General features: G+C 41.5%; 22 protein-coding genes. 6 read left to right on the top strand and 16 right to left on the bottom strand.

Going from position 1 to position 24,961, the window contains the following annotated elements; all coding sequences use genetic code 11:
* Positions 1-38: 38 nt before the first annotated feature.
* Positions 39-581 (top strand): DUF1307 domain-containing protein, encoded by a 543-nt coding sequence (locus PCY06_RS08760; RefSeq protein ID WP_125397199.1) that lies wholly within the window; start codon positions 39-41, stop codon positions 579-581.
* A 112-nt stretch (positions 582-693) separates the two neighbouring features.
* A complete protein-coding gene (locus PCY06_RS08755) occupies positions 694-1,161 on the top strand; it encodes a hypothetical protein (RefSeq protein WP_195916558.1) in 468 nt (155 codons plus the stop codon).
* 102 nt (positions 1,162-1,263) lie between these two features.
* On the opposite strand, the gene PCY06_RS08750 is transcribed toward PCY06_RS08755, so the two are convergent.
* The 8 genes from PCY06_RS08750 to PCY06_RS08715 all read right to left on the bottom strand — a co-directional run bounded on the left by PCY06_RS08750 (position 1,264) and on the right by PCY06_RS08715 (position 11,761).
* Positions 1,264-1,644: a PH domain-containing protein gene (locus tag PCY06_RS08750; RefSeq protein WP_012130877.1), complete on the bottom strand. Its 381-nt coding sequence runs from the start codon at positions 1,642-1,644 to the stop codon at positions 1,264-1,266.
* Positions 1,645-1,734: 90 nt separating this feature from the next.
* On the bottom strand, positions 1,735-3,585 hold the full coding sequence (locus tag PCY06_RS08745; protein WP_061596486.1) for a proline--tRNA ligase: 1,851 nt from the start codon (positions 3,583-3,585) through the stop codon (positions 1,735-1,737).
* A 75-nt stretch (positions 3,586-3,660) separates the two neighbouring features.
* Positions 3,661-4,917 (bottom strand): RIP metalloprotease RseP, encoded by a 1,257-nt coding sequence (rseP, locus tag PCY06_RS08740; protein WP_172858967.1) that lies wholly within the window; start codon positions 4,915-4,917, stop codon positions 3,661-3,663.
* A 156-nt stretch (positions 4,918-5,073) separates the two neighbouring features.
* Positions 5,074-5,877 carry a phosphatidate cytidylyltransferase gene (locus tag PCY06_RS08735; RefSeq protein ID WP_082307353.1) on the bottom strand — a complete coding sequence of 268 codons (804 nt, stop codon included), beginning with the start codon at positions 5,875-5,877 and terminating at the stop codon, positions 5,074-5,076.
* Positions 5,878-5,885: 8 nt separating this feature from the next.
* The gene (locus PCY06_RS08730; protein WP_048777228.1) at positions 5,886-6,635 is read right to left on the bottom strand and encodes an isoprenyl transferase; all 750 of its coding nucleotides are present in this window, start codon (positions 6,633-6,635) and stop codon (positions 5,886-5,888) included.
* 260 nt (positions 6,636-6,895) lie between these two features.
* The gene (yajC, locus tag PCY06_RS08725; protein WP_061596484.1) at positions 6,896-7,228 is read right to left on the bottom strand and encodes a preprotein translocase subunit YajC; all 333 of its coding nucleotides are present in this window, start codon (positions 7,226-7,228) and stop codon (positions 6,896-6,898) included.
* Between the two features lie 173 nt (positions 7,229-7,401).
* Positions 7,402-9,516, bottom strand: coding sequence for an ATP-dependent Clp protease ATP-binding subunit (locus PCY06_RS08720; RefSeq protein ID WP_048775886.1), 2,115 nt, complete (start codon positions 9,514-9,516; stop codon positions 7,402-7,404).
* Between the two features lie 253 nt (positions 9,517-9,769).
* A complete protein-coding gene (locus PCY06_RS08715; protein ID WP_053794344.1) occupies positions 9,770-11,761 on the bottom strand; it encodes a sucrose-specific PTS transporter subunit IIBC in 1,992 nt (663 codons plus the stop codon).
* A 198-nt stretch (positions 11,762-11,959) separates the two neighbouring features.
* On the opposite strand from PCY06_RS08715, the gene PCY06_RS08710 reads away from it, so the two are divergent.
* Both PCY06_RS08710 and PCY06_RS08705 read left to right on the top strand, forming a co-directional pair.
* Positions 11,960-13,414: a sucrose-6-phosphate hydrolase gene (locus PCY06_RS08710; protein ID WP_082307352.1), complete on the top strand. Its 1,455-nt coding sequence runs from the start codon at positions 11,960-11,962 to the stop codon at positions 13,412-13,414.
* Complete coding sequence (locus PCY06_RS08705; RefSeq protein ID WP_061596482.1) at positions 13,395-14,360, top strand: LacI family DNA-binding transcriptional regulator; 966 nt, start codon at positions 13,395-13,397, stop codon at positions 14,358-14,360. Before PCY06_RS08710 ends, PCY06_RS08705 begins: the two co-directional genes overlap by 20 nt.
* Positions 14,361-14,435: 75 nt before the next feature.
* Here the strand turns inward: PCY06_RS08705 and PCY06_RS08700 are convergent, their stop codons facing one another.
* From PCY06_RS08700 to uvrA, 8 genes are all read right to left on the bottom strand, one after another.
* Positions 14,436-15,293: a 5'-nucleotidase, lipoprotein e(P4) family gene (locus PCY06_RS08700; protein ID WP_061596480.1), complete on the bottom strand. Its 858-nt coding sequence runs from the start codon at positions 15,291-15,293 to the stop codon at positions 14,436-14,438.
* Between the two features lie 215 nt (positions 15,294-15,508).
* A complete protein-coding gene (nusB, locus tag PCY06_RS08695) occupies positions 15,509-15,934 on the bottom strand; it encodes a transcription antitermination factor NusB (RefSeq protein ID WP_045504424.1) in 426 nt (141 codons plus the stop codon).
* A complete protein-coding gene (locus PCY06_RS08690; RefSeq protein ID WP_046164694.1) occupies positions 15,927-16,316 on the bottom strand; it encodes an Asp23/Gls24 family envelope stress response protein in 390 nt (129 codons plus the stop codon). The genes nusB and PCY06_RS08690 overlap by 8 nt, the downstream gene beginning before the upstream one ends.
* Positions 16,317-16,335: 19 nt before the next feature.
* The gene (efp, locus tag PCY06_RS08685) at positions 16,336-16,896 is read right to left on the bottom strand and encodes an elongation factor P (RefSeq protein WP_009754238.1); all 561 of its coding nucleotides are present in this window, start codon (positions 16,894-16,896) and stop codon (positions 16,336-16,338) included.
* A 139-nt stretch (positions 16,897-17,035) separates the two neighbouring features.
* Positions 17,036-18,139: an SPFH domain-containing protein gene (locus PCY06_RS08680; protein ID WP_061593966.1), complete on the bottom strand. Its 1,104-nt coding sequence runs from the start codon at positions 18,137-18,139 to the stop codon at positions 17,036-17,038.
* A gap of 8 nt (positions 18,140-18,147) precedes the next feature.
* A complete protein-coding gene (locus tag PCY06_RS08675; RefSeq protein ID WP_053794342.1) occupies positions 18,148-19,080 on the bottom strand; it encodes a Tim44-like domain-containing protein in 933 nt (310 codons plus the stop codon).
* A 50-nt stretch (positions 19,081-19,130) separates the two neighbouring features.
* The gene (locus PCY06_RS08670; RefSeq protein WP_053794341.1) at positions 19,131-20,192 is read right to left on the bottom strand and encodes a Xaa-Pro peptidase family protein; all 1,062 of its coding nucleotides are present in this window, start codon (positions 20,190-20,192) and stop codon (positions 19,131-19,133) included.
* 151 nt (positions 20,193-20,343) lie between these two features.
* Positions 20,344-23,175, bottom strand: coding sequence for an excinuclease ABC subunit UvrA (gene uvrA / locus PCY06_RS08665; protein WP_053794340.1), 2,832 nt, complete (start codon positions 23,173-23,175; stop codon positions 20,344-20,346).
* A gap of 129 nt (positions 23,176-23,304) precedes the next feature.
* Between uvrA and PCY06_RS08660 the strand changes: the two genes are divergently transcribed.
* Positions 23,305-24,249, top strand: a complete 945-nt coding sequence (locus PCY06_RS08660) for a magnesium transporter CorA family protein (RefSeq protein WP_008809852.1) — start codon at positions 23,305-23,307, stop codon at positions 24,247-24,249.
* An 18-nt stretch (positions 24,250-24,267) separates the two neighbouring features.
* On the top strand, positions 24,268-24,942 hold the full coding sequence (locus tag PCY06_RS08655) for a DUF1129 domain-containing protein (RefSeq protein ID WP_020992710.1): 675 nt from the start codon (positions 24,268-24,270) through the stop codon (positions 24,940-24,942).
* The last annotated feature ends 19 nt before the right edge of the window (positions 24,943-24,961 follow it).

Here is a 24,961-nt window from a genome sequence, read left to right as displayed (position 1 = left end):
TATAATAGAAAAAACATTTACCTAAAGGAGTCTTAACTGTGAAGAAAATTTTACTAGCTAGCATCTGTCTACTGACCCTAACTGCTTGTAGCACGACCAGTCAGAATAAGCAAGAAAATACACCCAAGCAAAGTCAGAGTCAAAGTAAAACCAAAGAAGAAAAGACAAAGACGAAAACTTTTTCTAAAAAAATCGATGAGCATTATACTAATTCAGTCAAACTTTTCTATACTAAAGACAAGATCCTATCTTTCCAACTCATTTCCAGCCAGGCCATCCCTGAAGAAAGTCAAAAAATGAGTGTTGAAGAATTAAAGAAATCCTATAGTGAAGATCTTAAGAAAAGTTCCATGATTGAAAATCAAGAAAAGCTAAAAGGACTTAAGATTCATCTTAAAATTTCTGAAGACAAGAAAAACGCTATAGCCATTTTTGACTTTGACCTCAGAAAAATAGATCAAGAACAACTGATTCAGTCAGCAAGTGACTCTGAAAGTAGTCAAACTTTCTTCAGGAAACTTCAAGATAAACCAGAAGTTGTCTTTGATTATTTGAAGGGGCAAGGACTCGAAGAAGAATAAAAAAGCTTTCTGATTAATTTTTAAACTTATACCTGTTCATAAATTTTAGTATATTTTCTAATACAAGTTATTAACTTTTGTTTTATTTTGATATAAATTTCAAGGAGTTTTTATGCGCTTAACTAAAAAAACTGTTCTTATTGGTGTCGCTTCTCTTATTATTTTAGGCTTAGCTGCATGGGGAGTAAATTTATTTCTCGTTAAGCACAACGCTCAGCAAAGTTTTGATAAAAATTTTATTCACTATCAAGCAAAAAGTGACGATCACGAAACTTTTATTACTCAAGGCATCGGAAAAAAAGAAGTCTATAATTTATCCTACTCTCCTTCTAAGAAGACCATTGAAATAACCAAATCGACTAAAAATGGAGATAGCTATTCTGCCGATTCCATTTACGGAGCAGTAAAACTCTATGATATAAAACAAAACGGTAATAGCTACGTCTTCATTACTGCTGCAAAACCAATAATCATTGACTTCGGAATGACTTCAGTAAGGGTAACTTATGACGGAGGTAATTTTGAAACCCCATACTCTGAGCTGCATTTTGGTGAATCTTTCCCTAGTGAAGACAACTAGATTGCTACTTCTCTAGACTAACAGTCTTTAACTATCAACTAACCAAGCTATTAGGCTGTGGTTAGTTTTTGTTTGCAAAAAAAGCGGTTGAAACCGCCTTTATTATCTTAATACTGCTTCTGCCAAAGCCTTCTGAATAGCAATGACACTCTTATCACTTCGGAAAGTTAAGATTTCGGCTGGTTCTTCAGCACTGGATACCCAGATTTTCAGCTCAGCATCAAGGTCAAAGTGGCCAGCCGTTTCCACTGAAAATCGACTGATAGAGCGATATGGATAAGACTTATAAGCCGTTTTCTTGCCCGTCATTCCTTGCTTATCAACCAAAATCAAGCGCCCATCTGTAAACACAATCAAATCTCGAATAAGACTGAAGGCCAGTTCCACATTTTCAGTTGGTGTTAGAATATTCTCTAGTTCTCTTTCAACTTTATCAATATCTTTTTGAGAAGCATTGCCCAGCAAACCACTAAATAATCCCATGATTTCGTCCTCCGATTCATTTTTTCTTACTATAGCATTTTCAAGTCCAATAAGCAAAAGAAAACTGCCAGGCAAAACTGGCAGTTTATCTTATTTCGTTAAAATAGACAAGGTTTCGATCAAGTTATCTGCATGGACCTCAATGGTATCGCCACTTGCTTTAATTTTGACTTCTACAATACCTTCAGCAGCTTTCTTACCAACGGTTACTCGGATTGGCAGACCAATCAAGTCGCTATCGCTAAACTTAACACCGACCCGCTCATTGCGGTCATCGACTAAGACTTCATAGCCAGCTCCAACTAAACTTTCTTCAATCTTGTCGGTCAAAGCCAAGCTTTCTTCATCTTTGACATTGACTGGGATCAAATGAACGTCAAATGGCGCCAATTCTTTAGGGAAGTTAATTCCCCAAGCATAACGATACTCACCTTTAGGAGTTTTATTAACAAAGAGGCGGGCATGCTGTTCCATGACAGCTGAGAGCAGACGACTAACACCGATACCATAGCAACCCATCACAAGGGGAACTGCTCGGCCATTTTCATCTAGAACTGTCGCATTCATACTGTCAGAGTAACGAGTCCCTAGTTTAAAGATGTGCCCAATCTCAATCCCACGTGCAAACTTCAGAACACCATTACCATCTGGAGAAATTTCTCCTTCGCGAACTTCACGGATATCGACATATTCAGCAGTAAAGTCACGACCAGGATTTACCCCTGTCAAGTGGTAGCCATCTTCATTGGCTCCAGCAACAGCGTTGGACAAGTCTTGAACCTTACGGTCAGCGATGATGGTCACTTCTTCTGGCAGATTAACTGGACCAAGAGAGCCAAAGTTTGCTCCGAACAATTCTTGGACTTCTGCTTCTGTTGCCGCTTCAAAGAAGTCAGCCCCTAAGTGGTTTTTCAATTTGACTTCATTGAGCTGGTCGTTTCCTACAAGCAAAGCCACTACCGGATTTTCATCTGCAATGTAGACCAAGGTCTTGATGGTTTGCTCCTCAGAAACTTGTAGGAAGGCTGCAACTTCATCAATAGTCTTACAGTTTGGTGTTTCCACACGAACCAGTTCAGTTTCAGCTACTACACGATTGCTCGGCTTGTATTCATTCGTTGCCATCTCAAGGTTGGCTGCATAGCTTGACTCACTAGAGTAAGCGATAGTGTCCTCACCAGAAACCATCCAGTTGCTTAGCTCAGCCTTAATGGCTTCCAAAACATCTGCAGGGATTTCGTCCAAGCTTGCAACGGATTTATCCAATACCAACCAACGATCCAAGTCTGTCCGATCAGGAGTAATCGCCATAAATTCTTGGCTATCCTTTCCTCCCATAGCACCACCATCTCCAATGATGGCTTTAAAATCAATCTCGCTACGAGTGAAGATCTTTTCATAGGCAGACTTGTATTCATCATACGTCACATCCAAACTATCATAGTTCGCATGGAAGCTATAAGCATCTTTCATGATGAACTCTCGCGTCCGCAAAAGACCGTTACGAGGACGTTTTTCATCACGGTATTTTGGCTGGATTTGATACAGATTCAGCGGTAATTGTTTGTAAGATTTCACTGAATCACGCACTAGAGCAGTAAAGGTTTCTTCATGGGTTGGTCCCAAAATGAAGTCTGATCCCTCACGGTTCTTTAACTTGAAGAGGTCATCACCATAAGTCTCGTAACGCCCTGATTCACGCCAAAGATCTGCACTTAGCAAAGCTGGCGCCAACATTTCTACTGCACCAATTTTTTCAAATTCTTGGCGCATGATATTCTTAGCTTTTTCAATAACTCTATTGGCCAATGGCAGATAAGAATAAACTCCCGCTGACACTTGGCGAACATAGCCCGCCCGCAAAAGCAAGGCATGACTGATAACCTGCGCATCACTTGGCATTTCACGCAAGGTTGGAATTAGCATTTTACTTTGTTTCATAAAAACTCCTTTAATTACATTTGAAGGCAGTGAAGGCCCTTTAGCAATCTACGTTTTCTCTTCACTTGCCCTTACTTAAAAGAATGTACGCATAATATCATTCCAGGTAACAGCAATCATCAGCACAACCATAATCGCTACACCTGCTAAAGTTACATAAGTCTCTGTTTCGCGCTTGAGCGGTTTTCTGCGAATTGCTTCAATAATGTTGAGAACAATCTTTCCACCATCAAGAGCTGGAATCGGAATCAAATTGAAAATACCAATATTGATTGATAACAGAGCCAATAGACTAATCACCTGATCCAGACCAGCTTGTGCCGCTTGACTGCTGACACGGAAGATAGCAACCGGTCCTCCCAGTTGATTAAGACTAGGATGGAAAATCAAGTTTTTCAAAGCATTCAAAATACGGAAAGCCGCATCCCAAGCCATGGTCAGACCACCTACCATCATGGACATCAGATCCGACTTCATGCCTGGCGTAACACCTAATAAGTAACGGTCCCCTTCTTTTTTAGGACTGACTGTCACATCTTTGGTCTCGTTTCCGCTTTTAACTGTCAGGTTAAGTTTGGGATTCTTTTGACCTTTCGTTTCCTTTTCAACTGCCTGAGTCAAATCATCCCAGTTTGAAATTTCTGTCTGACCAACCTTTAGAATCTGATCATTATTTTTTACACCAGCTTGAGCTAAGGCACCGTTCGGAGCAACCTGTACGTGGTTTGTGTCCAGATTTTGAACACCACCTTGTAGAGCAATTAGGATCCAAAAGGCTACGATTCCCAAAATAAAGTTATTCATAGGGCCAGCAAAGTTTGTGATTAAACGGCCCCAGATTGTTGCATTTTGGTACTGAACATCTAAAGGCGCAATCCGAACTTCTGTCCCATCTGCTTCAACGATAGTTGCATCGTGATCAACTGAGTAGGTTCTACTTTCTTCAAGAACCAAACCAGTGATTTCTAATTTATCTTCAAAATCAAAACTTGTCACATTCATTGGCAAGGCTGTCTGGTCAATCTTCTTGCCAGATAGATTTACTCGAATAACCTTGCCTTCTTCATTTAGAGTCAGACTGACAGGTGTTCCAGTTTTGATTTCAGTTGTATCATCACTCCAGCCAGCCATGCGCACATAGCCACCTAGAGGAAGAATCCGAATGGTATAGGCTGTTCCATCTTTTCCAATATGAGAAAAGATTTTCGGTCCCATTCCAATGGCAAATTCTCGAACGAGAATGCCTGACTTTTTGGCAAAGTAGAAATGTCCATACTCATGAACCACTACAATAATACCAAAAACAATGATGAAGGTGAGGAGTCCCATAATTCCCATACTTTCCTTACCACACATTCCTTTCTAAATCTTGACTTCTGGAGTCTAAATCAAAGAGGCTGGGAGTGTCTCCCAGTACTCTGTTTTTCATTAAATTTTGTTCCAGGCAGAAGAAGCCGCTTATCTCCAACTCTGCACATCTTAAACAAATTAGAATAAACCTAAAATCCGCATCAGAGGGAAGACAAAGAGCAAACTGTCAAAGCGATCCAAAACACCACCATGGCCAGGTATAAACTTACCAGAATCTTTGACACCATAATGACGTTTAATGGCGCTTTCCACCAAGTCTCCAAACTGTCCAGCTATACTAAAGAAAATAGCATATAAAACCAAAAGCCAGCGATTATGCGGAGCAGCCACACTTCCATCAATCAAAACAAAAATGAAGGTGACTACCATCGCAGACGCGATACCACCGAGGGCACCTGCAACAGTTTTATTGGGTGAAATTGTTGGAGCTAGCTTTTTCATCCCAAAACGGCGACCAAAGAGATAAGCACCACTATCTGTTGCCCAAACAATTAGAAGAGCCAAAAGCACCTTGTTTAGGCCTGCACCTCGAGCATCTAAAAGGGCATTAAAACCTGATCCTACATAGAAACTAACTGCAATCGGATAGACTACATCATCAAAAGTATAATTGCTACCAACGACAATAGAACCCAATAAGCAAAAGATGACCAGAGTATAGGCTATTACATTGCCATCAATTGGCAAAAAGGTAAAATAATACTCAATCGGAACTGCTAAGACAAAGGCAGCCAGCATGGCCAACATACCTTCAAGAGTTGTCGTCGCTAGGCCCTTCATTCGGAGCAATTCATGTACTGCTAACATGGCTAAAATGCCTACAACAATCTGAAAAGCGACTCCTCCTAATACGACCAAAGGAAGGAAAATTGCAAGAGCCACTCCCGCAAAAATCAATCTCGTCTGTAAATCCTTATCCATATATTCTCCTAAACACCACCAAAGCGTCTCTGGCGCTTACTATATTCTTCGATAGCTTCTTTTAAAGATTTTTCATTAAAATCCGGCCACAAGGTCTTTGTAAAGTACAATTCGCTATAGGCACTTTGCCATGGAAGGAAATTACTGAGACGTAATTCCCCGCTAGTCCTGATGATCAAATCAGGGTCCCGTAAAATACGAGGTAGGTTACTAGTCTGTAAATAATCCCCAATCATTTCCTCGCTGATATCACCGGGATTAAACTTGGCATCCAAAACTTCTTGAGCAATATTGCGAATGGCTTGAGTTAATTCTGCCCGTCCACCATAGTTCAAGGCAAAGTTCAAAATCAAGCCAGTATTGAGCTTTGTCAGCTCTTCTGCTTTAACCAAGGCATCATATGTAGCTTTAGGTAATCTGGCCACATCGCCAATCATTTGAATTTTCACATTGTTTTTGTGCAATTCAGGCACATAACGCTCATAAAATTCAACAGGCAGGTTCATGATAAATTTGACTTCTTTTTCTGGTCGAGACCAGTTTTCTGTTGAAAAAGCATAGACCGTCAAAACCTGGACGCCCATCTCTTTGGCTGCGATGGTGACATTCTGCAAAGCCTCCATACCCGCCTTATGTCCAAACACACGAGGTTGCAGTCTCTTCTTGGCCCAACGGCCATTTCCATCCATAATAATCCCAATATGCTTTGGCACCTGTAGGGGGATGGTTACTTTTTCTTTCTTTTTTAAGTGAAACATAGCTTTATCCTAAATTTTAATCATTTTATTATATCATAAATCTAACAAAAGTGTTGTTTTAGCAAGTTTTTTGACAGTGAGCACCCAAAACTAGGCTAAGAAGCTTCGTAAAACCACTCATTCACAGCCTCTTGTTCTTTTGAAAGGCCTTACCTGCTTATATTATAGGCTTTCCTCTTTTATTTTTCAAGAAATGCCCCAAAACTACAGACTCTGATAAAAAGGTAAAAAAAGAATCCGAGATCCTCAGATTCTTTTTCTTATTCTTCGATAGCAGATTCTTCCACACCATCAGCCTCAATCGCTACTTTTGCTTCAGGATCAACTTCTGCTTCAGCTTGTGGTAAGACTGTCTTGATCGCTGTTAATTCAAAAGTCAAATAAACGCCATCAACATCCAAAACAACGGTCCGTTTTTCAGTATCCACTTCATCAACAGTTCCATACAAACCGCCAATTGTGATGACCTCATAACCCTTTTGGAGCTTATTCAAGCTTTCCATGCGTTTTTCCGCTTGTTTTTTCTGTGTGCGGTTCATGTAGAAAATCAATCCAGCCATGACCACAAACATGATAATCATTTGGTATCCCATAGTCGTCTCCTTTCGTTTTTCATGTCTTCATTACTATAACAAATTTCTCTTTTTTTTACAAGAGAGGACTGTTCTTTCGACCTGACTACAAAAGGCTTTAAAGACGATTTTAAAAGACTTTTTTAACATCACTAATAGCTGGTCTATCTTTTAAAAGTTCAAGAGAAAGGGACTTACTCAGCCCCCTCCTTTTCCTTAATAACCAAGACACCATCTTCCAAATCAGCTGTCAAATGCTTAGCATCTAGATTATCCAAGTGGAAGTCAGTCACCTTGTCACGGATTTGTTGCTCGATAACTCTACGGAGTGGACGAACACCCATGACTTGGTCATAACCAGCGTCACGTAGGAATTCCTTAGCTGCATCAGATACTGCAAGATCAATTTCTTTTTTGCTCAAGGTTTGATTTACTTCAATCAGCATGAGATTGACAATCTCCATCAAGTCTTCTTTCTTGAGATGAGAGAACTCAATAACCGCATTGAAACGATTGAGGAATTCTGGACGGAAGTAAGCTTTGAGGCGGTCCATCAAATCAGGTTTTTCTGCATCTTCTTCTAAGCCAGCTTCGTAGCCAAATCCAGCATTGGAAGTTGCAATGATAACCGTGTTCTTGAAGTTGACAGTATTCCCTTGACCATCTGTCAAACGACCGTCATCCAGAACTTGAAGGAGAAGGGTAATCACTTGTGGATCAGCCTTTTCAATCTCATCCAAGAGAATGATAGAGTATGGATTGCGACGTACACGCTCGGTCAAAGTATTGTTATTGTCATCATAACCAACATATCCTGCAGTCGTACCAATCAGCTTGGACACAGCAGTCCGATCAGAGTATTCAGACATATCCAGACGAATGATGGCCTCTTTAGTACCGAACATATCTAGAGCCAGTTGCTTAGCAAGCTCAGTCTTACCAACACCAGTTGGACCAACAAAGAGGAAGCTTCCGATTGGACGGTTGCCTTCATCAAAGCCTGCACGGTTACGGCGGATAGCTCTAGCCACAGCTTCTACAGCCTTGTCTTGGCCGATAACTTTGGCTTTGAGGCGGTCATTCATGCCCTTGAGGCGCTCAATATCACTTGCACCCATTTGAGATACTGGTACACCCGTCATACGTTCAACAGATTCTGCTACATCGTTGACTGTTGCCGTCACCTTCATATCCTCAGTGTGGTTTTGAATTTTCTTTTCTAGTTCTTCGATACGAGTCTTAGCATTGAGAGCTGCTTCAAAATCTTCTTTTTCAACAGCGGCTTCCTGCTTGTCTTTTTGCTCAGCGATTTCATGCTCGACCGCATGAACATCAGTCACCGGATGTTGGGCTGCCAAGTGGGCTGCCGTTACATCAACCAGGTCAATCGCCTTGTCTGGCAAGCTCCGTTGTGGAATATACTGAACAGAATAGTCCACAGCAGCTTTCAGCACTTCATCTGGCAGGATGACATTGTGGTGTTTTTCGTACAAGTCACGAATACCTTGAAGGATTTTATAGGTATCTTCTGCAGATGGTGCATTGACTTTAACCTCATTGAAACGACGAGCTAGAGCCGCATTTTTGAGAATAGTGTTACGGTACTCATCCTGAGTAGTAGCCCCGATAACTGTCAACTCACCACGAGAAAGCGCTGGTTTGAGAATATCCGCTAGTCCCTTAGAGCCACTATCTCCACCGGTAGATCCTGCTCCTAGGATTTGATGGATTTCATCAAAGAATAGGATGATGTTGCCGGCTTCCTTGACTTCATTGACCAAGTTTTGGATATTTTCTTCAAAGCTACCACGATACTGGGTACCAGCTTCCAGACCAGAAATATCAACAGAAATGATTTCCTTATTCTTGATAGCCGCAGGTACATCACCATTGACGATAGCTTGAGCCAAACCTTCTACGACAGCTGTCTTACCAACTCCGGCATCTCCGACCAATACAGGATTGTTCTTGGTCCGGCGAGAAAGGATTTCAGCTGTTTCTTGGATTTCCTTATTACGCCCAATGACTGGATCTAATTTACCATCACGAGCTTCTTGAGTCAGATTGCGACCCAGCTTAGCCAGGATGCCATCTTGCTTAGGTCCATGACCAGCAGTTTGTAAATCCTGTTCACCCGTTCCTTGACCAGGTAGTTTACCAGTAGCACGATATTGTGCAAATTCTTCTGGTGTCACTTCACGGCCGTTAATGAGGTAACGACGGTTTTCACTATTGTAACCACGCATTCCAGCCATTAATTGATTAAATAAGTCATCCATATTATTAAAATTGTTGTAATTGTTATTCATATTTATACCTCTTCATTTTCAAGAATTGCAAACGATATTTTGTTTTGTGTTTTTCGTTTACATTTGTAATTGTAACATGGTACAAAAGGATTGTCAATAAATTATGCTCAATTTTTTTAAAAAAAATTTACAAGTGTAATCGTTTGAGTTTCTATCCTTATTATTTTCTACAAGGTTGTATTTTTGAAAGAAAAATACAAAAAAACAGACATCCATATTTGAATATCTGTTTTTCTATATTATACTTAAATTTTTAGGCTTTTACTTCAATAACAGCATCACCTTTGCTTACTGTCCCTTGACCTACTGGAGTTACAGAAGCATAGTCCGCAGTATTCGTCACGATAACCATTGTAGTATCCTCAAGACCTGCTGCAGCGATCTTAGCTGAATCAAATGTTCCTAGAACATCACCGGCTTTGACTTTATCACCTTGAGCTACAGTGTGATTGAAGCCTTCACCATTCATTGATACCGTATCAATACCAACGTGAATCAAGATTTCTGCACCATTAGAAGTTTTAAGACCATATGCATGTCCCGTCGCAAAAGCAATCGTAACCTCTGCATCAGCCGGAGCATAGACAACTCCCTCGCTTGGCTTGATTGCTAAACCTTGCCCCATAGCTCCGCTTGAAAATACTGGATCATTAACATCTGCAAGAGCGACAACTTCCCCAGCAACTGGAGCAAGAATTGTTTCATCTTGGAGTGAATTTTCATTTTCAACTACTTGCTCTTCAGCAACCTCTTTTTCTACTGTTTCAACAGCTGCCTCAACAGTAGCTTCTGCAGCAAAAACATCTGCTGCCTTTGTCTTACCGTAGAAATAAGTCAAAGCAAAGGCAATCGCAAAAGCAATAACTTCACATAAGAAATAGAACGGAATTGACTTAGCATCAATTGAAAGGAATCCAAGGAAACCAGCTGAACCAAGAGACACCGCAACAACTTGGAAAAGACCTGCAAAGAGAGCTCCTACTGCTGATCCGATAAGGGCACAAAAGAATGGGAATTTATATTTCAAGTTTACACCAAAGAGAGCCGGCTCTGTAATACCCAAGAGGGCAGAGACACCTGCAGATGATGCAAGACCTTTGGTTTTAGCATTCTTAGTTAAGAACAAAATTGCAAATGTAGCTGCACCTTGAGCAACGTTGGCCATAGATGCAACAACAAAGATAAAGTCACCATGTCCACTACCATTTCGCCAAGCAGAAAGCAATTGCGTTTCGATGGCTGGGAAAGATTGGTGAAGTCCAGTCATTACAATTAATGAATACGTTCCACCAAAGATGCTCATACCAATAAAGCTTGTTGTGTTGTAGAGCCAAACAATTGCATCTGTAATACCATTAGATACCAACAGCATTACTGGACCTACGACTGTAAATGTCAGGAACCCAGTAATCATAACAGATAGCAATGGAGTGAAAGTGAAATCTACAGCGGACGGTAACTTCTTATGGAAGAATTTTTCAAGGTAAGATAGAATCCATACAGCAGCTAGAACTGGAATAACTTGGTAAATATAGCTTGTTTGCTTAACATGCATGCCAAAAATATCCCAAAATTCTGTATAGGCACCAATTGTTGACGCTTTACCAATAAGATCTTTTGCTGTCAAACCAATGATATTTGCTGCACCAGGTGCAACCATAATCATACCAATAGATGCACCTAGGAACTGGTTAGCACCAAAGCGTTTTGCAGCTGATATACCAACTAAAATTGGTAAAAACCAAAATGGGGCTGCAGACATGAGCTGAATCATATCAGAAAGGCCCTTAATAGCTGGATACATTTGAACCAACGATTGAGATCCAAACAATCCTTTAGAGGTAAGGAAATTACCTAAAGCCATCAAAAGACCGCCTGCAACTAAGGCTGGAATAATTGGTACAAAAATATCGGACAAGAGTTTAATCAAAGCCATAATAGGATTAAACTTCTTCCCACTAGCAGCAATCTGCTTCAAATCATCAGTTGAAACTTCTTTAAGACCAGTTTCTTTTATAATCTCAGCATAAACAAAGTTTACGTCACCAGGACCAATGATAACCTGATATTGACCATCTGTTTTAAAAGTCCCTTTAACATCAGCATTATCGTCCAATGCTTTTTGATTAATAATACTGTCATCTTTCAACACAAGGCGCAATCTAGTTGCACAATGTGCTGCTGCCACAAGATTATCTTTTCCAACAGCATCAATAACCTGTTTTGCAACTTTTGAATAATCCATTTGCAAAAATCTCCTTATTAAATTTATTAAACTTTTTTGAAAGCGATTTAATCACCTTTACGAATATTATTTTACCATGATCTAAAAATATGTCAAGCGTTTTGCAGAAATTTTATTTTTTATATGTTTAAAGTTGATTTTTAGGCGGAAAACGTTTACTATAGTAGTAAGAAAAAACACATGACGGAGGAATATGGTTTGGCTTGGACAACTGAAAAACGCTACAGACGCTACGAAGACTGGACTCAGGATGAAGTACAGCAGATTAAAGAAAATATTGCAAAATCCCCTTGGAGGGCCAGCTACCATGTGGAACCTCAGACTGGACTACTCAATGATCCCAACGGTTTTTCCTATTTTGATGGCAAGTGGATCGTTTTCTACCAAAACTTTCCTTTCGGAGCAGCTCACGGTCTCAAGTGCTGGGTTCAGCTGGAGAGCGATGACCTAGTTCACTTTACTGAAACTGGGCTCCGTGTACTGCCAGACACCGCACTAGACAGCCACGGTGCCTACTCTGGCTCTGCCATGCAGTTTGACGACAAGCTCTTTCTCTTCTACACCGGCAATGTTCGTGATGAGAATTGGGTACGTCATCCCTATCAGATTGGCGCCTTGTTAGACAAATCAGGCAAGCTGGAAAAAATTAATAAGGTCTTGATTGAGCAACCTGCTGAAGCCACTGACCACTTCCGCGATCCACAGATTTTTAACTACAAAGGGCAGTTCTATGCCATTGTCGGAGGACAAAATCTAGACAAGCAAGGCTATGTCAAGCTTTACAAGGCTGTTGATAACGACTATACCAACTGGGAAGTCGTCGGCGATTTAGACTTCGCCAATGACAAAACGGCCTATATGATGGAGTGTCCAAACCTTGTCTTCATCAATGACCAGCCAGTACTACTCTATTGCCCTCAAGGCTTGTCTAAAGACGTACTGGACTATGGCAACATTTATCCAAACATGTATAAAATAGGTCAATCGTTTGACATAAATAACGCTGCTTTGATTAATCCTAGCCCTATCCAAAATCTGGACTACGGCTTCGACTGCTACGCGACCCAAGCTTTTAACGCACCTGACGGTCGTGCACTCGCTGTCAGCTGGCTAGGCTTACCTGATGTGGAATACCCATCTGACCGCTTCGACCATCAAGGTACCTTCTCTCTCGTCAAAGAATTGACTTTGAAAGACGGCAAGCTCTACCAGTACCCAGTGCCTACTATCAAGGATTTACGAGCAGAATCTCAGCCTTTCACTGCTCTGGCAGAAAGCAAGAACAGCTACGAACTAGAATTGAATCTCGCTGCGGACACCGAACACGAAATCATCCTCTTTGCGGATAAGAATGGCAAGGGCCTACGCATCAATTTTGACCTCAAAGCAGGTCAAGTAACGGTGGATCGCAGTCAGGCGGGTGAGCCATTCGCTCTGGACTTTGGAACCAGCCGAAGCTGTAATATTGACAAAGAAGCAATGAGCGCTACTATCTTCATCGATAAATCAATTTTTGAAATTTTCATCAATAAAGGAGAGAAAGTATTTTCCGGCCGTGTCTTCCCAAGAGAAGACCAGACAGGGATTGCCATTACCAAGGGCAATCCAACCGGTACTTACTATGAATTAGATTATGGTCGCAAAGCTAACTGATGTAGCAAAACTTGCAGGAGTCAGCCCCACAACTGTTTCTCGCGTCATCAACAGAAAAGGCTATTTATCCGACAAAACGATTTCTAAGGTTGAGGCAGCCATGCGAGAGTTGGCCTACAAGCCCAACAATCTGGCTCGCAGCCTCCAAGGAAAATCAGCTAAGCTAATCGGGCTTATTTTCCCTAATATCAGCAATGTCTTTTATGCAGAATTAATTGATAAATTGGAGCACGAGCTCTTTAAACAGGGCTATAAAACCATCATCTGCAATAGTGAGCATGACTCAGACAAGGAGCGTGAATACCTTGAGATGTTAGAAGCCAACCAGGTGGATGGTATCATCTCTGGCAGCCACAATCTGGGCATCGAGGACTACAATCGCGTGACTGCGCCAATCATTGCCTTCGACCGTAATCTTTCGCCGGATATTCCTGTCGTCTCTTCAGACAACTACGGAGGCGGAGTGCTGGCAGCTCAGACCTTGGTCAAGACTGGAGCGCAAAACATCATCATGATTACAGGCAATGACAATTCCAACTCACCAACCGGCCTGCGCCATGCTGGCTTTGCTTCCGTCCTACCTGATGCACCTATTATCAATGTTTCCAGTGATTTTTCTCCCGTCCGAAAGGAAATGGAAATCAAGCAAATCCTTAATCAAATTAAGCCCGACGCTATTTTTACTTCAGATGATTTGACAGCCATTTTAATTATGAAGGTCGCTCAAGAGCTGGACATCAAGGTTCCCGAAGATTTAAAAATCATTGGCTACGATGGCACCTACTTTGTGGAGAACTACTATCCACAGTTGGCAACTATCAAGCAACCACTGAAAGATATTGCTCATCTATCTGTAGACCTACTCCTCAAAAGGATTGCTGGCCACGAAGTTCAAACGACTGGTTATTTCCTACCAGTTAGTCTATTACCTGGCAAAAGTATTTGATTTTTATCCCAAAAAAAACAACCTCAAAAAAGGAGGTTGTCTTTTTTATGTCTAATCTTTCAAAAAACTCTCAGACTATTTATCAAAGCTTTCTAAGGCTTTTTCACGTTCTTCAACTTGACCCTTAGCGTCTAATTTTTCACCCTTGTAAACTGTGGATTCCCATGATCCATACATTGGATTAGGGAAGATGATGAATTTTTCACCAAATTCTTTTTGAAGTTCGTCCAATTTCTTGTCACGCTCTTCAGAAGATTTTTTGGAGAAGTCTGCAAAGTCAACTAAATTATCTCCAAATAGCATAACTAGATTTGTCGTTTCTTGAACCTTTTGGCGACGTCCTTCTTTTGACTTGACGCCTTCTTCCAAGAACATCAAATGGTCACGTCCCTGAACAGGAATGCCTTCTTTTTCTAGGTTCTTAATGGTTGCATCTACCTGACTAGCCGCACGGTCAGAAACATAGTAAATTTGTACACCATTTTCATTAGCAAATTGGAGGAATTCCTTTGCTCCTGGAACGGCTTTAGCCTCAGCCTTTTGGACCCAAACATCCCAATTTTCAGGTGTAAATGCTGTGCCATCTTTTACATTTTTCACTTGGTAAGGGCTGTTATCCAGTACAGTCTCATCCAAGTCTAAGACGATAGAATATGGTTTTTCTGTCGGTGTTTTTAATAATTCTTTCAGACGATTCGTTGCAACATTATAGCCTTGTAAATACAAAGCCTTGGTTTCAGCCGCCTTTTGATACCAAAGAGTAGACATGGTATTTTCTCTCGAACGAAGCTGTTCATAGGTCATCGAAATCTTATTATCCGATGTACCGCTCTCTGTTGTCTTATTTTCTGTCGGTTTCGGAGCACAGCTCGTCAGAATAATAACTGATGCCAATGCAGAAAAAATGGTTACGGTAGCTTTCGTTGCTTTCATAAAAAAACATCCTCCTAATATTAATCTAATAAAATTATAACGTTTTCATAATGATTGTCAAGAAAGAGCCTTATCTGAGCATCTAATAATTCGCTATTTTTTGAAGGATTAACTTCCTAAGACTCTTAGCTTTTTGTCTTACTTCGCTCCTAGCTTCATCTGCATTCTTTTTAGTTTCCTTACACCAAAAAAACCGAGATAAGAATCTCGGCTTTTTATTCTTCTGTAACAAATTGACTCAAAATCCCATTGATAAACTTACTTGATTTTTCATCTGAGAATTTTTTCGCCAGCTCAATAGCCTCGTTAACTGCAACAAGCTGTGGTGTCTCGTCGTATTCTAGTAGCTCATACAAACCTAAACGTAGAATATTTTTCTCTACCAGAGTCAAACGATCTAAGGTCCAACCAGCCTTCAAATACTGAGTAATCTTATCATCGAGCTCACTTTTGGATTGCATTACGCCATTAACTAGATTGAGCAAGAAGATCGGAAGTTCAACTTGTTCCTCTTCTTCCTTATCATGTAGATAAGCAAAGCGACAAGCTTCAACTATATCCCCATCATACTCCAGACTCATCAATGCCTGAAATGCGCGCTCACGTAAATCACGTCTTGAGTCTACCATTACCTTACTCATTGAGGAAATCCTCGTCAAATAAATCAGCCATATCCGGTTTTGGAGATTTTTCAGGAACAATACCTGCAACATGGACATTAACAGCTGACAAAATCACATCTGCCATATCATGGACAGCACTTTTCACAGCCTTTTGAATAGCCATAGCAACGGTAGGAACCCCTACACCATACTCCAAGTACAGATAAATATCCACTGTTACATCGCCATTATCCGCAGTATGAAGATAGACCCCACGACTCAAAGAACGCTTAGCTAAGCTATCTGACATACTCTTGTTTGCAAAAGAGTGAACTCCGTCTACTTTTGCAGTTGCAATCGCAATGATTTTTTCCAAAACGCGTGGCGCAATAACAATTTCACCTAATTGTTCAGTTGCCATAGTGATTACCTCTTCTATATTATGCGCGAGAAACGTAAGTTCCTTCTGCAGTGTTGATGATTAATTTTTGTCCAACTTCAATAAAGTCTGGAACGTTAACGACAAGACCAGTTTCAAGAGTAGCTGGTTTACCAGAACCAGTTACAGTAGCACCCTTGATTGATGGTTGAGTTTCAGTTACAACTAATTCAACGGTTGTTGGCACTGTCACACCAATCACTTCGCTTCCATAGAACTGGATTTTTACGTCAGAGTTTTCAAGGATGTATTTCAATTCATCTTCAACATTGACTACTGGGATTTCATATTGGTCATAGGTTTCAGTATTCATGAAGTAAGCAGTGTCATCCATTTGGTACAAGTATTGAGCTGGAACAGTTTCAATAATAGCTTGCTCAAATTTTTCTTCTGGACGGTAGCTTGTATCAAAAGTTGAACCAGTACGGACGTCACGCAATTTCATACGCATGATCGTATTTCCTTTACCTGGTTTATGGTGGCTTGCTTCCAAAACGCGGATCAATTTGCCATCAGCTGTTTCAAAAGTCATACCAGCTTTCAATTTACTTGCTTCAATCATGTGATTTTTACCTCTTTAATAAATAGTTTACTCTTTATTGTACCATAAAGCCTGATAATTCTCAAATAACAATCAACTCCAATTGGTTGCAGTTACTAAATTTTCAGACTTGTTCACCATACCATACCGTACACTTACTTCAGTCTACTGGAACGATATTTCCTTCTTCATCTTTCTTGACATGGACATATTTCCCATCCACCTCAATATAAAATGTTTTTTCCTTGCCTTGAGAAGACGAAACTTGTTGTTGGAGTTCTCCACCTAAGGCTTGGCCAAGGTTCATCCCCATCAAAAGATTCATGCCGTTTCCGCCTTCGTTTTTGGCTGCAGCAATCAGAGCCTCATTACGCGCCCTACGTTCTTCAATTTCAATCGTGTTGTATTTCATAGCCGCTAACTCACTATCAAGCTTGCGAACAGTCGCCATGCTATCTTCATCATAGCTTAGGTCTTCAAGGAGGACATTGGTTACTTCCAAACCATATAAGCTTGTCCAAGTTTGATTGACCTCTTGTTTTGCAAGTTCATTAAAGACTTCTTGATTAGCATTGAGGCTATAGATGTCCACTTGATTGTCAGCAGTATACTTTGCGATGGCAACCGCAATCTTTGGTGGCAGATTTTGGCGTAGAGTCCCTTGTGCTACATCTTGCAAGGTAAATGGTTGATCCACCGTAATCTGACGACTTACAGAACTAATATAAAAGAGAACTGGATCCGCAATTTTGACATCATACAGCCCGTAAAATCTGATACTAAGCAGTTGTTGATAGCGTTCACTAAAGTATTCAACAGGGTTTTGAGTTCCAAATTTATTGCCTGTGAAAGGCTGGATCTTGAAATAAATAATTTCTTGTTGGGTCACAACTTGTCCACCAAATGAGAAGCGATTCTTAAAGTTTTCCCAAGTTCCTTTGATCCCACCTTTTTCTAGTAACCAAGCATTATCGCCAGCTTGCCATTCGTGGCTACCAGCTTCCAAAAGTTCTCCCAGAAAAGTTCCATTGTTGACCAATAAAGCTACATAGCCTTGAGGAACAATTACCAAAGAGCCATCCGTTAAAAGACCGGTATTTTGATTGCCGTGTCGAGATTGACCGTCTGGGTCTTTTGTCAAAAGAACACCTTTAACTGCCAAGGCTTCTGACGGAACTGACTCAGGCAGAACAACCGCTTCTTTAAACTTGCTATCACGAAAGCTACTGATGCCCCCAGAAAGGGCTGCTTTAATAAATCCCATACTATCTCCTATTTATAAAATTCAATTTCATCGACAACATCATAGGTGTCCAAGAGCCAATCTTGAGCTGTTCGTACCAAGGAAGCCTGACAGTATTCACACTTGGAAACAGAGTCAATCGTCAGAGGAGCCCCACAGTTTGGACAGTGGTCACTAAGAATATCAGTCTTCGTGACTTCTTCAGTTTTAGCATCATGCAGACGAATGAAGTTTAAGCGATAAACTGTAAATAAGTCCTTGGTTGGATCACCTTCGATAATCCGTCCTGTTTCATCGTCCCTGATATAATCCCTCATAGTCGATGACAGGATCACTTCCAGTCTATCATGACCTTGCGGATTTGGATAGAAGTCCTTAATCTTAGAATTTTCCACTCGTACACGTTCCAAGACATTGGTCGTTTTCGCTCGAATATGCTCCTGTAGCTGAGTGCTGTGCTGGTCATAGAGACTCGGACTTTCTAAGCCACGAACCGAAGCCCAATCTTTCTCGGTCCAGGCAGACTGAAGTCGAAGGTAGATTACCTTCACCTGTGACAAGAAACGCTCTTCATCAAAGTTTGGATCCTGTTGTTTCAGTTGTCTAATCGCTTCGAGATTATTCTGAATCGGCTTGCCGGCTCTTTCCTCAGTCGTTCTTTTTAATTCATTACTTGAAGAACTAGTGTCATCTGTACCTTTTACTAAATTATACAGTAAACCGATAACACCACCGATGACAACAACGGCAAAACTTCCCGAAGAACCCGAACCAGAGCCTGAGCTATAACTGCTCGAACCTCCAGACCAACTGTCACCTCCAGACCAACTGCTTCCGCCACCCGAATCAATCAAGCTGCTACCACCACTTTCAGAATTCCCCACACCAGCATCAACGGCAGGGGCTAAAAAGAAGAGTAGAACAAGAAAGATGGTCGCAAATACTAAAATACCTTTTTTCATAAGCCTCTTTTTATCCTTTAAATTAACAGGGTAAGAAAAGATTCTTTAATCTAAATAACAATCAATTCTTTCGGCGCAAGGGTTAGGACTTCACAGCCTGTTTCTGTAATAAGGAGATCGTCTTCGATGCGGACGCCGTATTTGCCGTCCAGATAAATACCTGGCTCATCGGTCAGGACCATGCCTGCCTCAATCGGCTCTTCTGACTTGCCAAAGTAAGGAATCTCATGGATATCCAGACCGATACCGTGGCCAATCCCGTGGCTAAAGTAAGGACCATATCCAGCATCGTTAATAATCTGCCGCGGAATTCGGTCAAAATCAATCCGACTAAGCCCAGCCTTAGCAGCTTCTATCAGAGCTTGATTGCTACGCAGGACAATATCATAAATCTCCCGCTCTTCATCTGTCACCTGTCCCACATGAACAGTCCGTGTCATATCGCTGACATAGTGATTGTAGTAGCAGCCAAAGTCCATGGTCAGGGTTTCGCCATTTTGAATGACCTTATCACTAGCCACACCATGCGGCATAGCAGAGCGGTAGCCTGAAGCGATGATAAAGTCAAAAGAGGCACCTGAAGCACCTAGCTGACGCATCCGGGCATCTAAAAAGTTCATAACAGCCAGCTCAGTCGTCTCACCCGGCTTGATAAAGTCCAGTACATCTAGGAAGGCTTGATCTGAAATTTGGCAGGCCTTGCGAATGGTCGCGATTTCTTGCTCATCTTTAATCATGCGCAAATTCTCGATAAAACCAGTCATTGGCACCAGCTCATATCCTAAGAAAAGACTTTCTAGCATCTTGAAGTAAGCATAGGAAATCTCGTCATCAAAGCCAATTTTTTCCAGCTTGTCGTCCGCTATGATTTTAGCAATCTCACCAAGTGCGTCTCGCGTTTCAACAATATCAAATCCTTGAACTACTCCCTTGGCAATCAGTGTATAACGGGCATCCGTCAGGAAAATACGACGTGTCTTACTGATGAAAACTGTCGCCTCTGTTCCGCTAAAGCCAGTCAGATAGTATATATTTTTTAAATTGGTTACTAAGACAGCATCACATTCTATCTGAGCTAATGCTGCTTCAAATTTTTCAACTCTTGATAACATTTCATACCTCCATAAAATAGTTAAGCATATTATATCAAAAAACAAATAAAAGAGAAGTATTTTTATCAAGCAATATTTCGGCCGTATTACTAAGAAATTCCACATAATAAAAATCCCTGCCAACATACAGGTGGCAAGGATTTATAAAATACTATTTTTGGTGCAACTTCTCTTTCAGATACTGACCAGTATAGCTAGTTGGGTTGGCAGCGACCTCCTCTGGTGTACCAGTTGCAATAATCGTACCACCACCGACACCACCTTCTGGGCCTAAATCAATAATATGGTCAGCTGTCTTAATCACATCTAGATTGTGCTCAATAACTAAGACGGTATTTCCATCATCAACGAAACGATCCAGAACTCTTAACAGACGAGAAATGTCTTCTGTATGAAGTCCGGTCGTCGGTTCATCCAAGATGTAGAGAGACTTGCCGGTCGATCTCTTGTGGAGCTCACTAGCCAGCTTCATCCGCTGGGCTTCACCACCCGATAAAGTAGTCGCTGGCTGTCCTAAAGTAACATACCCCAAGCCCACATCTTTAATTGTTTGTAACTTCCGATTGATCTTTGGAATATGTTTGAAGAAATCAACTGCATCATTAACAGTCATATCTAAGATTTGTGAGATATTCTTTTCCTTGTAGTGTACTTCTAAGGTCTCACTGTTGTAGCGTCTTCCATGACAAACTTCACAAGGAACATAAACATCTGGTAAGAAATGCATTTCGATTTTGATGATACCGTCGCCCGAGCAGGCCTCACAACGGCCACCCTTAACGTTAAAACTAAAACGGCCCTTCTTATAGCCACGAATCTTGGCTTCATTGGTTTGAGCAAAAAGATCTCGAATATCATCGAAAACTCCAGTGTAGGTAGCAGGGTTGGAGCGCGGTGTCCGACCAATTGGACTTTGATCAATATCGATCAAACGATCTATATAATCTACTCCAGAGATTGTTTTAAATTTTCCAGGCTTATCCGAATTACGATTGAGTCTTTGAGCCAAGGTCTTTTTTAGAATAGAGTTGACCAAGGTCGATTTGCCGGATCCCGAAACTCCCGTCACAGCAATAAACTTCCCAAGTGGGAAACGAGCTGTAATGTTTTGCAAATTATTTTCAGCTGCACCTGTAATTTCGATAAAACGCCCATTTCCTACACGACGTTCCAGTGGTACTGGAATTTCACGCTTGCCTGATAGGTATTGTCCAGTGATAGACTTCTTATTCTTAGCCACTTGCGCAGGAGTGCCAGCCGCTACGATTTCACCACCGAAGACTCCTGCTCCCGGCCCGACATCAATCAGCCAGTCTGCCTCCCGCATAGTGTCCTCATCATGCTCAACCACGATGAGGGTATTTCCTAGGTCACGCATCTTCTTGAGGCTAGCAATCAGGCGGTCATTGTCACGCTGGTGCAAGCCAATCGATGGTTCATCAAGAATATAAAGAACGCCACTCAAATTAGAACCAATCTGGGTCGCCAAGCGAATCCGCTGACTCTCGCCCCCTGATAAAGTTCCGGCAGAACGAGATAGGGTCAAGTAATTAAGACCAACATTATTGAGGAAGGTTAGCCGATCATGAATTTCTTTGAGAATAGGGCGAGCAATCGTAGCTTCGTTGTCTGTCAAGCTAAGCTTGTCCAACTGAAGCAAATGATCTGCAATGGACAAGTCTGAAATCTCACCAATATGCAAACCAGCTTCACCCCCAACCCTGACTGATAAGGCCTGAGGACTAAGACGATAGCCATGACAAGCTACACAGGACAACTCATTCATATAGGTTCGCATCTGAGTTCTAGTATAGTCACTATTGGTCTCATGGTAACGACGATTGATATTGGTCACCACTCCCTCAAAAGGAATGTCAATATCTCGCACACCTCCGAATTCATTCTCATAGTGGAAATGGAATTCTCGTCCATCTGAGCCAAAGAAAATCAATTGCTTTTCTTCTTCACTTAGCTCTTCAAAAGGCTTGTCCATATCAATGCCAAAGGAGGTCATCGCCTGTTCTAGCATCTGCGGGTAGTAGTTGGAAGAGATCGGATTCCAGGGCGCCAGTGCACCTTCTCGTAAAGTCATACTAGAATCTGGCACCACAAGATCTAGGTCTACTTCTAGTTTTACGCCCAAGCCATCACAGTCCGGACAAGAGCCAAAAGGCGCATTGAAAGAGAAAAGACGTGGCTCAAGTTCTGGAACTGTAAAGCCACAAACCGGACAGGCATAATGCTCAGAAAAGAGCAATTCTTTCCCATCCATGGTATCAATAACTACATAACCCTCTGCAATCCTTAAAGCAGCTTCGACCGAATCAAAAAGACGACTTCTCACTCCCTCTTTGATGACAATTCGGTCTACCACAACCTCAATGTCATGTTGCTTGCTTTTTGATAAGTCAGGAACTTCTGTCACATCGTAAATTTCACCATCCACGCGCACTCGGACGTAGCCATCTTTCTGAATCTTATCAAAGACAGTCTTATGCTGGCCCTTTTTCTTGCGGATAACTGGCGCCAAAATCTGCAAGCGCTGGCGCTCTGGAAGCTCCAAGACTTGGTCTACAATCTGCTCAACAGAGGAAGCCGTTATAGCTCCGTGGCCGTTGACACAGTATGGCGTTCCAACACGGGCATAGAGCAAGCGCAAGTAGTCATTGATCTCAGTAACAGTTCCTACAGTTGAACGGGGATTTTTACTCGTCGTCTTTTGATCGATGGAAATAGCCGGGCTAAGACCATCAATTGAGTCCACATCTGGCTTTTCCATATTACCTAAGAACTGCCGAGCATAGGCCGACAAACTCTCAACATAGCGACGTTGCCCCTCAGCATAGAGAGTGTCGAAAGCCAGACTGGACTTGCCTGATCCGGATAATCCTGTCACCACGACCAGCTTGTCTCTAGGAATTTCTACATCAATATTTTTTAGATTATGAGCTCGCGCTCCATGGATCACAATTTTATCTTGCATCTTAACCTCATTTCACTTTGAACATTCTCTATTATATCAAAATTTTCTCTATTCTTTTGCTCCAAAAATCGTGAATTTATAGTATAATAGTACGGTGTCTAAAAAAACAATCTGGAAAGGAAAAAGAGTATGAAACAAGTCTTTTTATCAACCACGACCGAATTCAAAGAGATCGACTCCCTCGAATCGGGCACTTGGATCAATCTTGTCAATCCTTCCCAGAGCGAATCAGTTGAAATTGCCAATGCTTTCGGCATTGATATCACCGACTTACGGGCGCCACTCGATGCGGAAGAAATGTCCCGGGTAACCATCGAAGATGACTATACTTTGATTATCGTGGACGTCCCCATTACTGAAGAAAGAAACAACAAGACCTATTATGTCACTATTCCGCTTGGTATCATTCTGACGGAGGATGCCATTATCACCACCTGTTTGGAAAAACTCCCCTTGTTGGATATCTTCATCCACCGTCGCCTGCGCAACTTCTACACCTTTATGAAGTCACGCTTTATCTTTCAGATTCTCTATCGTAATGCCGAGCTATATCTAACAGCCCTACGTTCTATTGACCGCAAGAGCGAGCAGATTGAAAGCCAGCTACACCAGTCTACGCGAAACGAAGAATTGATTGAACTCATGGAGTTGGAAAAAACCATTGTCTACTTCAAGGCCTCTCTCAAAACCAATGAGCGCGTGATTAAAAAACTGACCAGCGCCACTAGTAATATCAAAAAATACCTAGAGGATGAAGACTTGCTAGAAGACACCTTGATTGAGACCCAGCAGGCCATCGAGATGGCAGATATTTACGGAAATATCCTGCGTGGGATGACAGATACCTTTGCGTCCATTATTTCCAATAACCAGAACAACATTATGAAAACTCTGGCCTTGGTAACGGTCGTTATGTCCATTCCAACTATGATTTTCTCTGCCTATGGTATGAACTTTAAAAACAACGACATCCCACTCAATGGCGAACCGCATGCCTTTTGGATTATCATGTTTATCGCCTTTGCCATCAGCGGTTCTCTCACCGTTTACCTCATGCACAAAAAACTATTTTAATTGATAGAAGGAAAGCCTATGTCACAAGTATCTATAGACAAACTTAGCAAGAAAAACCAAGAATTTATTCGCATTGCTACTCACCAGCTGATTGAAGCTGGGAAAACCGACGAGGAAATCAAAGTCCTCCTAGAGGAAATTATTCCTACCATCCTTGAAAACCAATCCAAAGGAATCACTGCCCGTGGTCTCTACGGTTCCCCAACTGCCTGGGTTCAGCAATTAACCGCTGCAGAGAAAAAAGCAGCTGAAAATCCTGCACAAAATGACGATCCGCGTCTCATGATTTTGGATTCTGCTCTTTTGATTTTCGGGCTTTTATCTATTTTCCAAGGAGCAGTTAACTATTTTGCAAAAACACCTAATCCTTACGGATTTACTACCCTAGTTCTGGGCAGTCTAACAGGAGGTTTGGTTTTCTATTCACTCTACCATTTCATTTATCGCTACTATGAACCGGACCAAGAATACGGTACTAAACCACCTTTTTGGAAATCAGCCATTGTTATGAGTGGTGCTGTCCTACTTTGGTTGGTAGCCTTCACTCTTAGTGCTTTCCTACCAAGCTTCCTTAATCCGCAATTGCCAAACCTCCTTGTCATAATGATTGGTGGTCTTGCCCTAGTAGGACGCTGGTACCTCAAGAAAAAATTCAACATTAAAAGCGCCACAGCTAACCCGAGACGCTACTAATTTTTTGATTCCTAAGCAA

Origin of the sequence: Streptococcus sp. SG1 (assembly GCF_030439935.1) — a bacterium.
Taxonomy (GTDB): domain Bacteria; phylum Bacillota; class Bacilli; order Lactobacillales; family Streptococcaceae; genus Streptococcus; species Streptococcus gordonii.
This window is presented reverse-complemented; position numbering and strand designations above follow the sequence as displayed.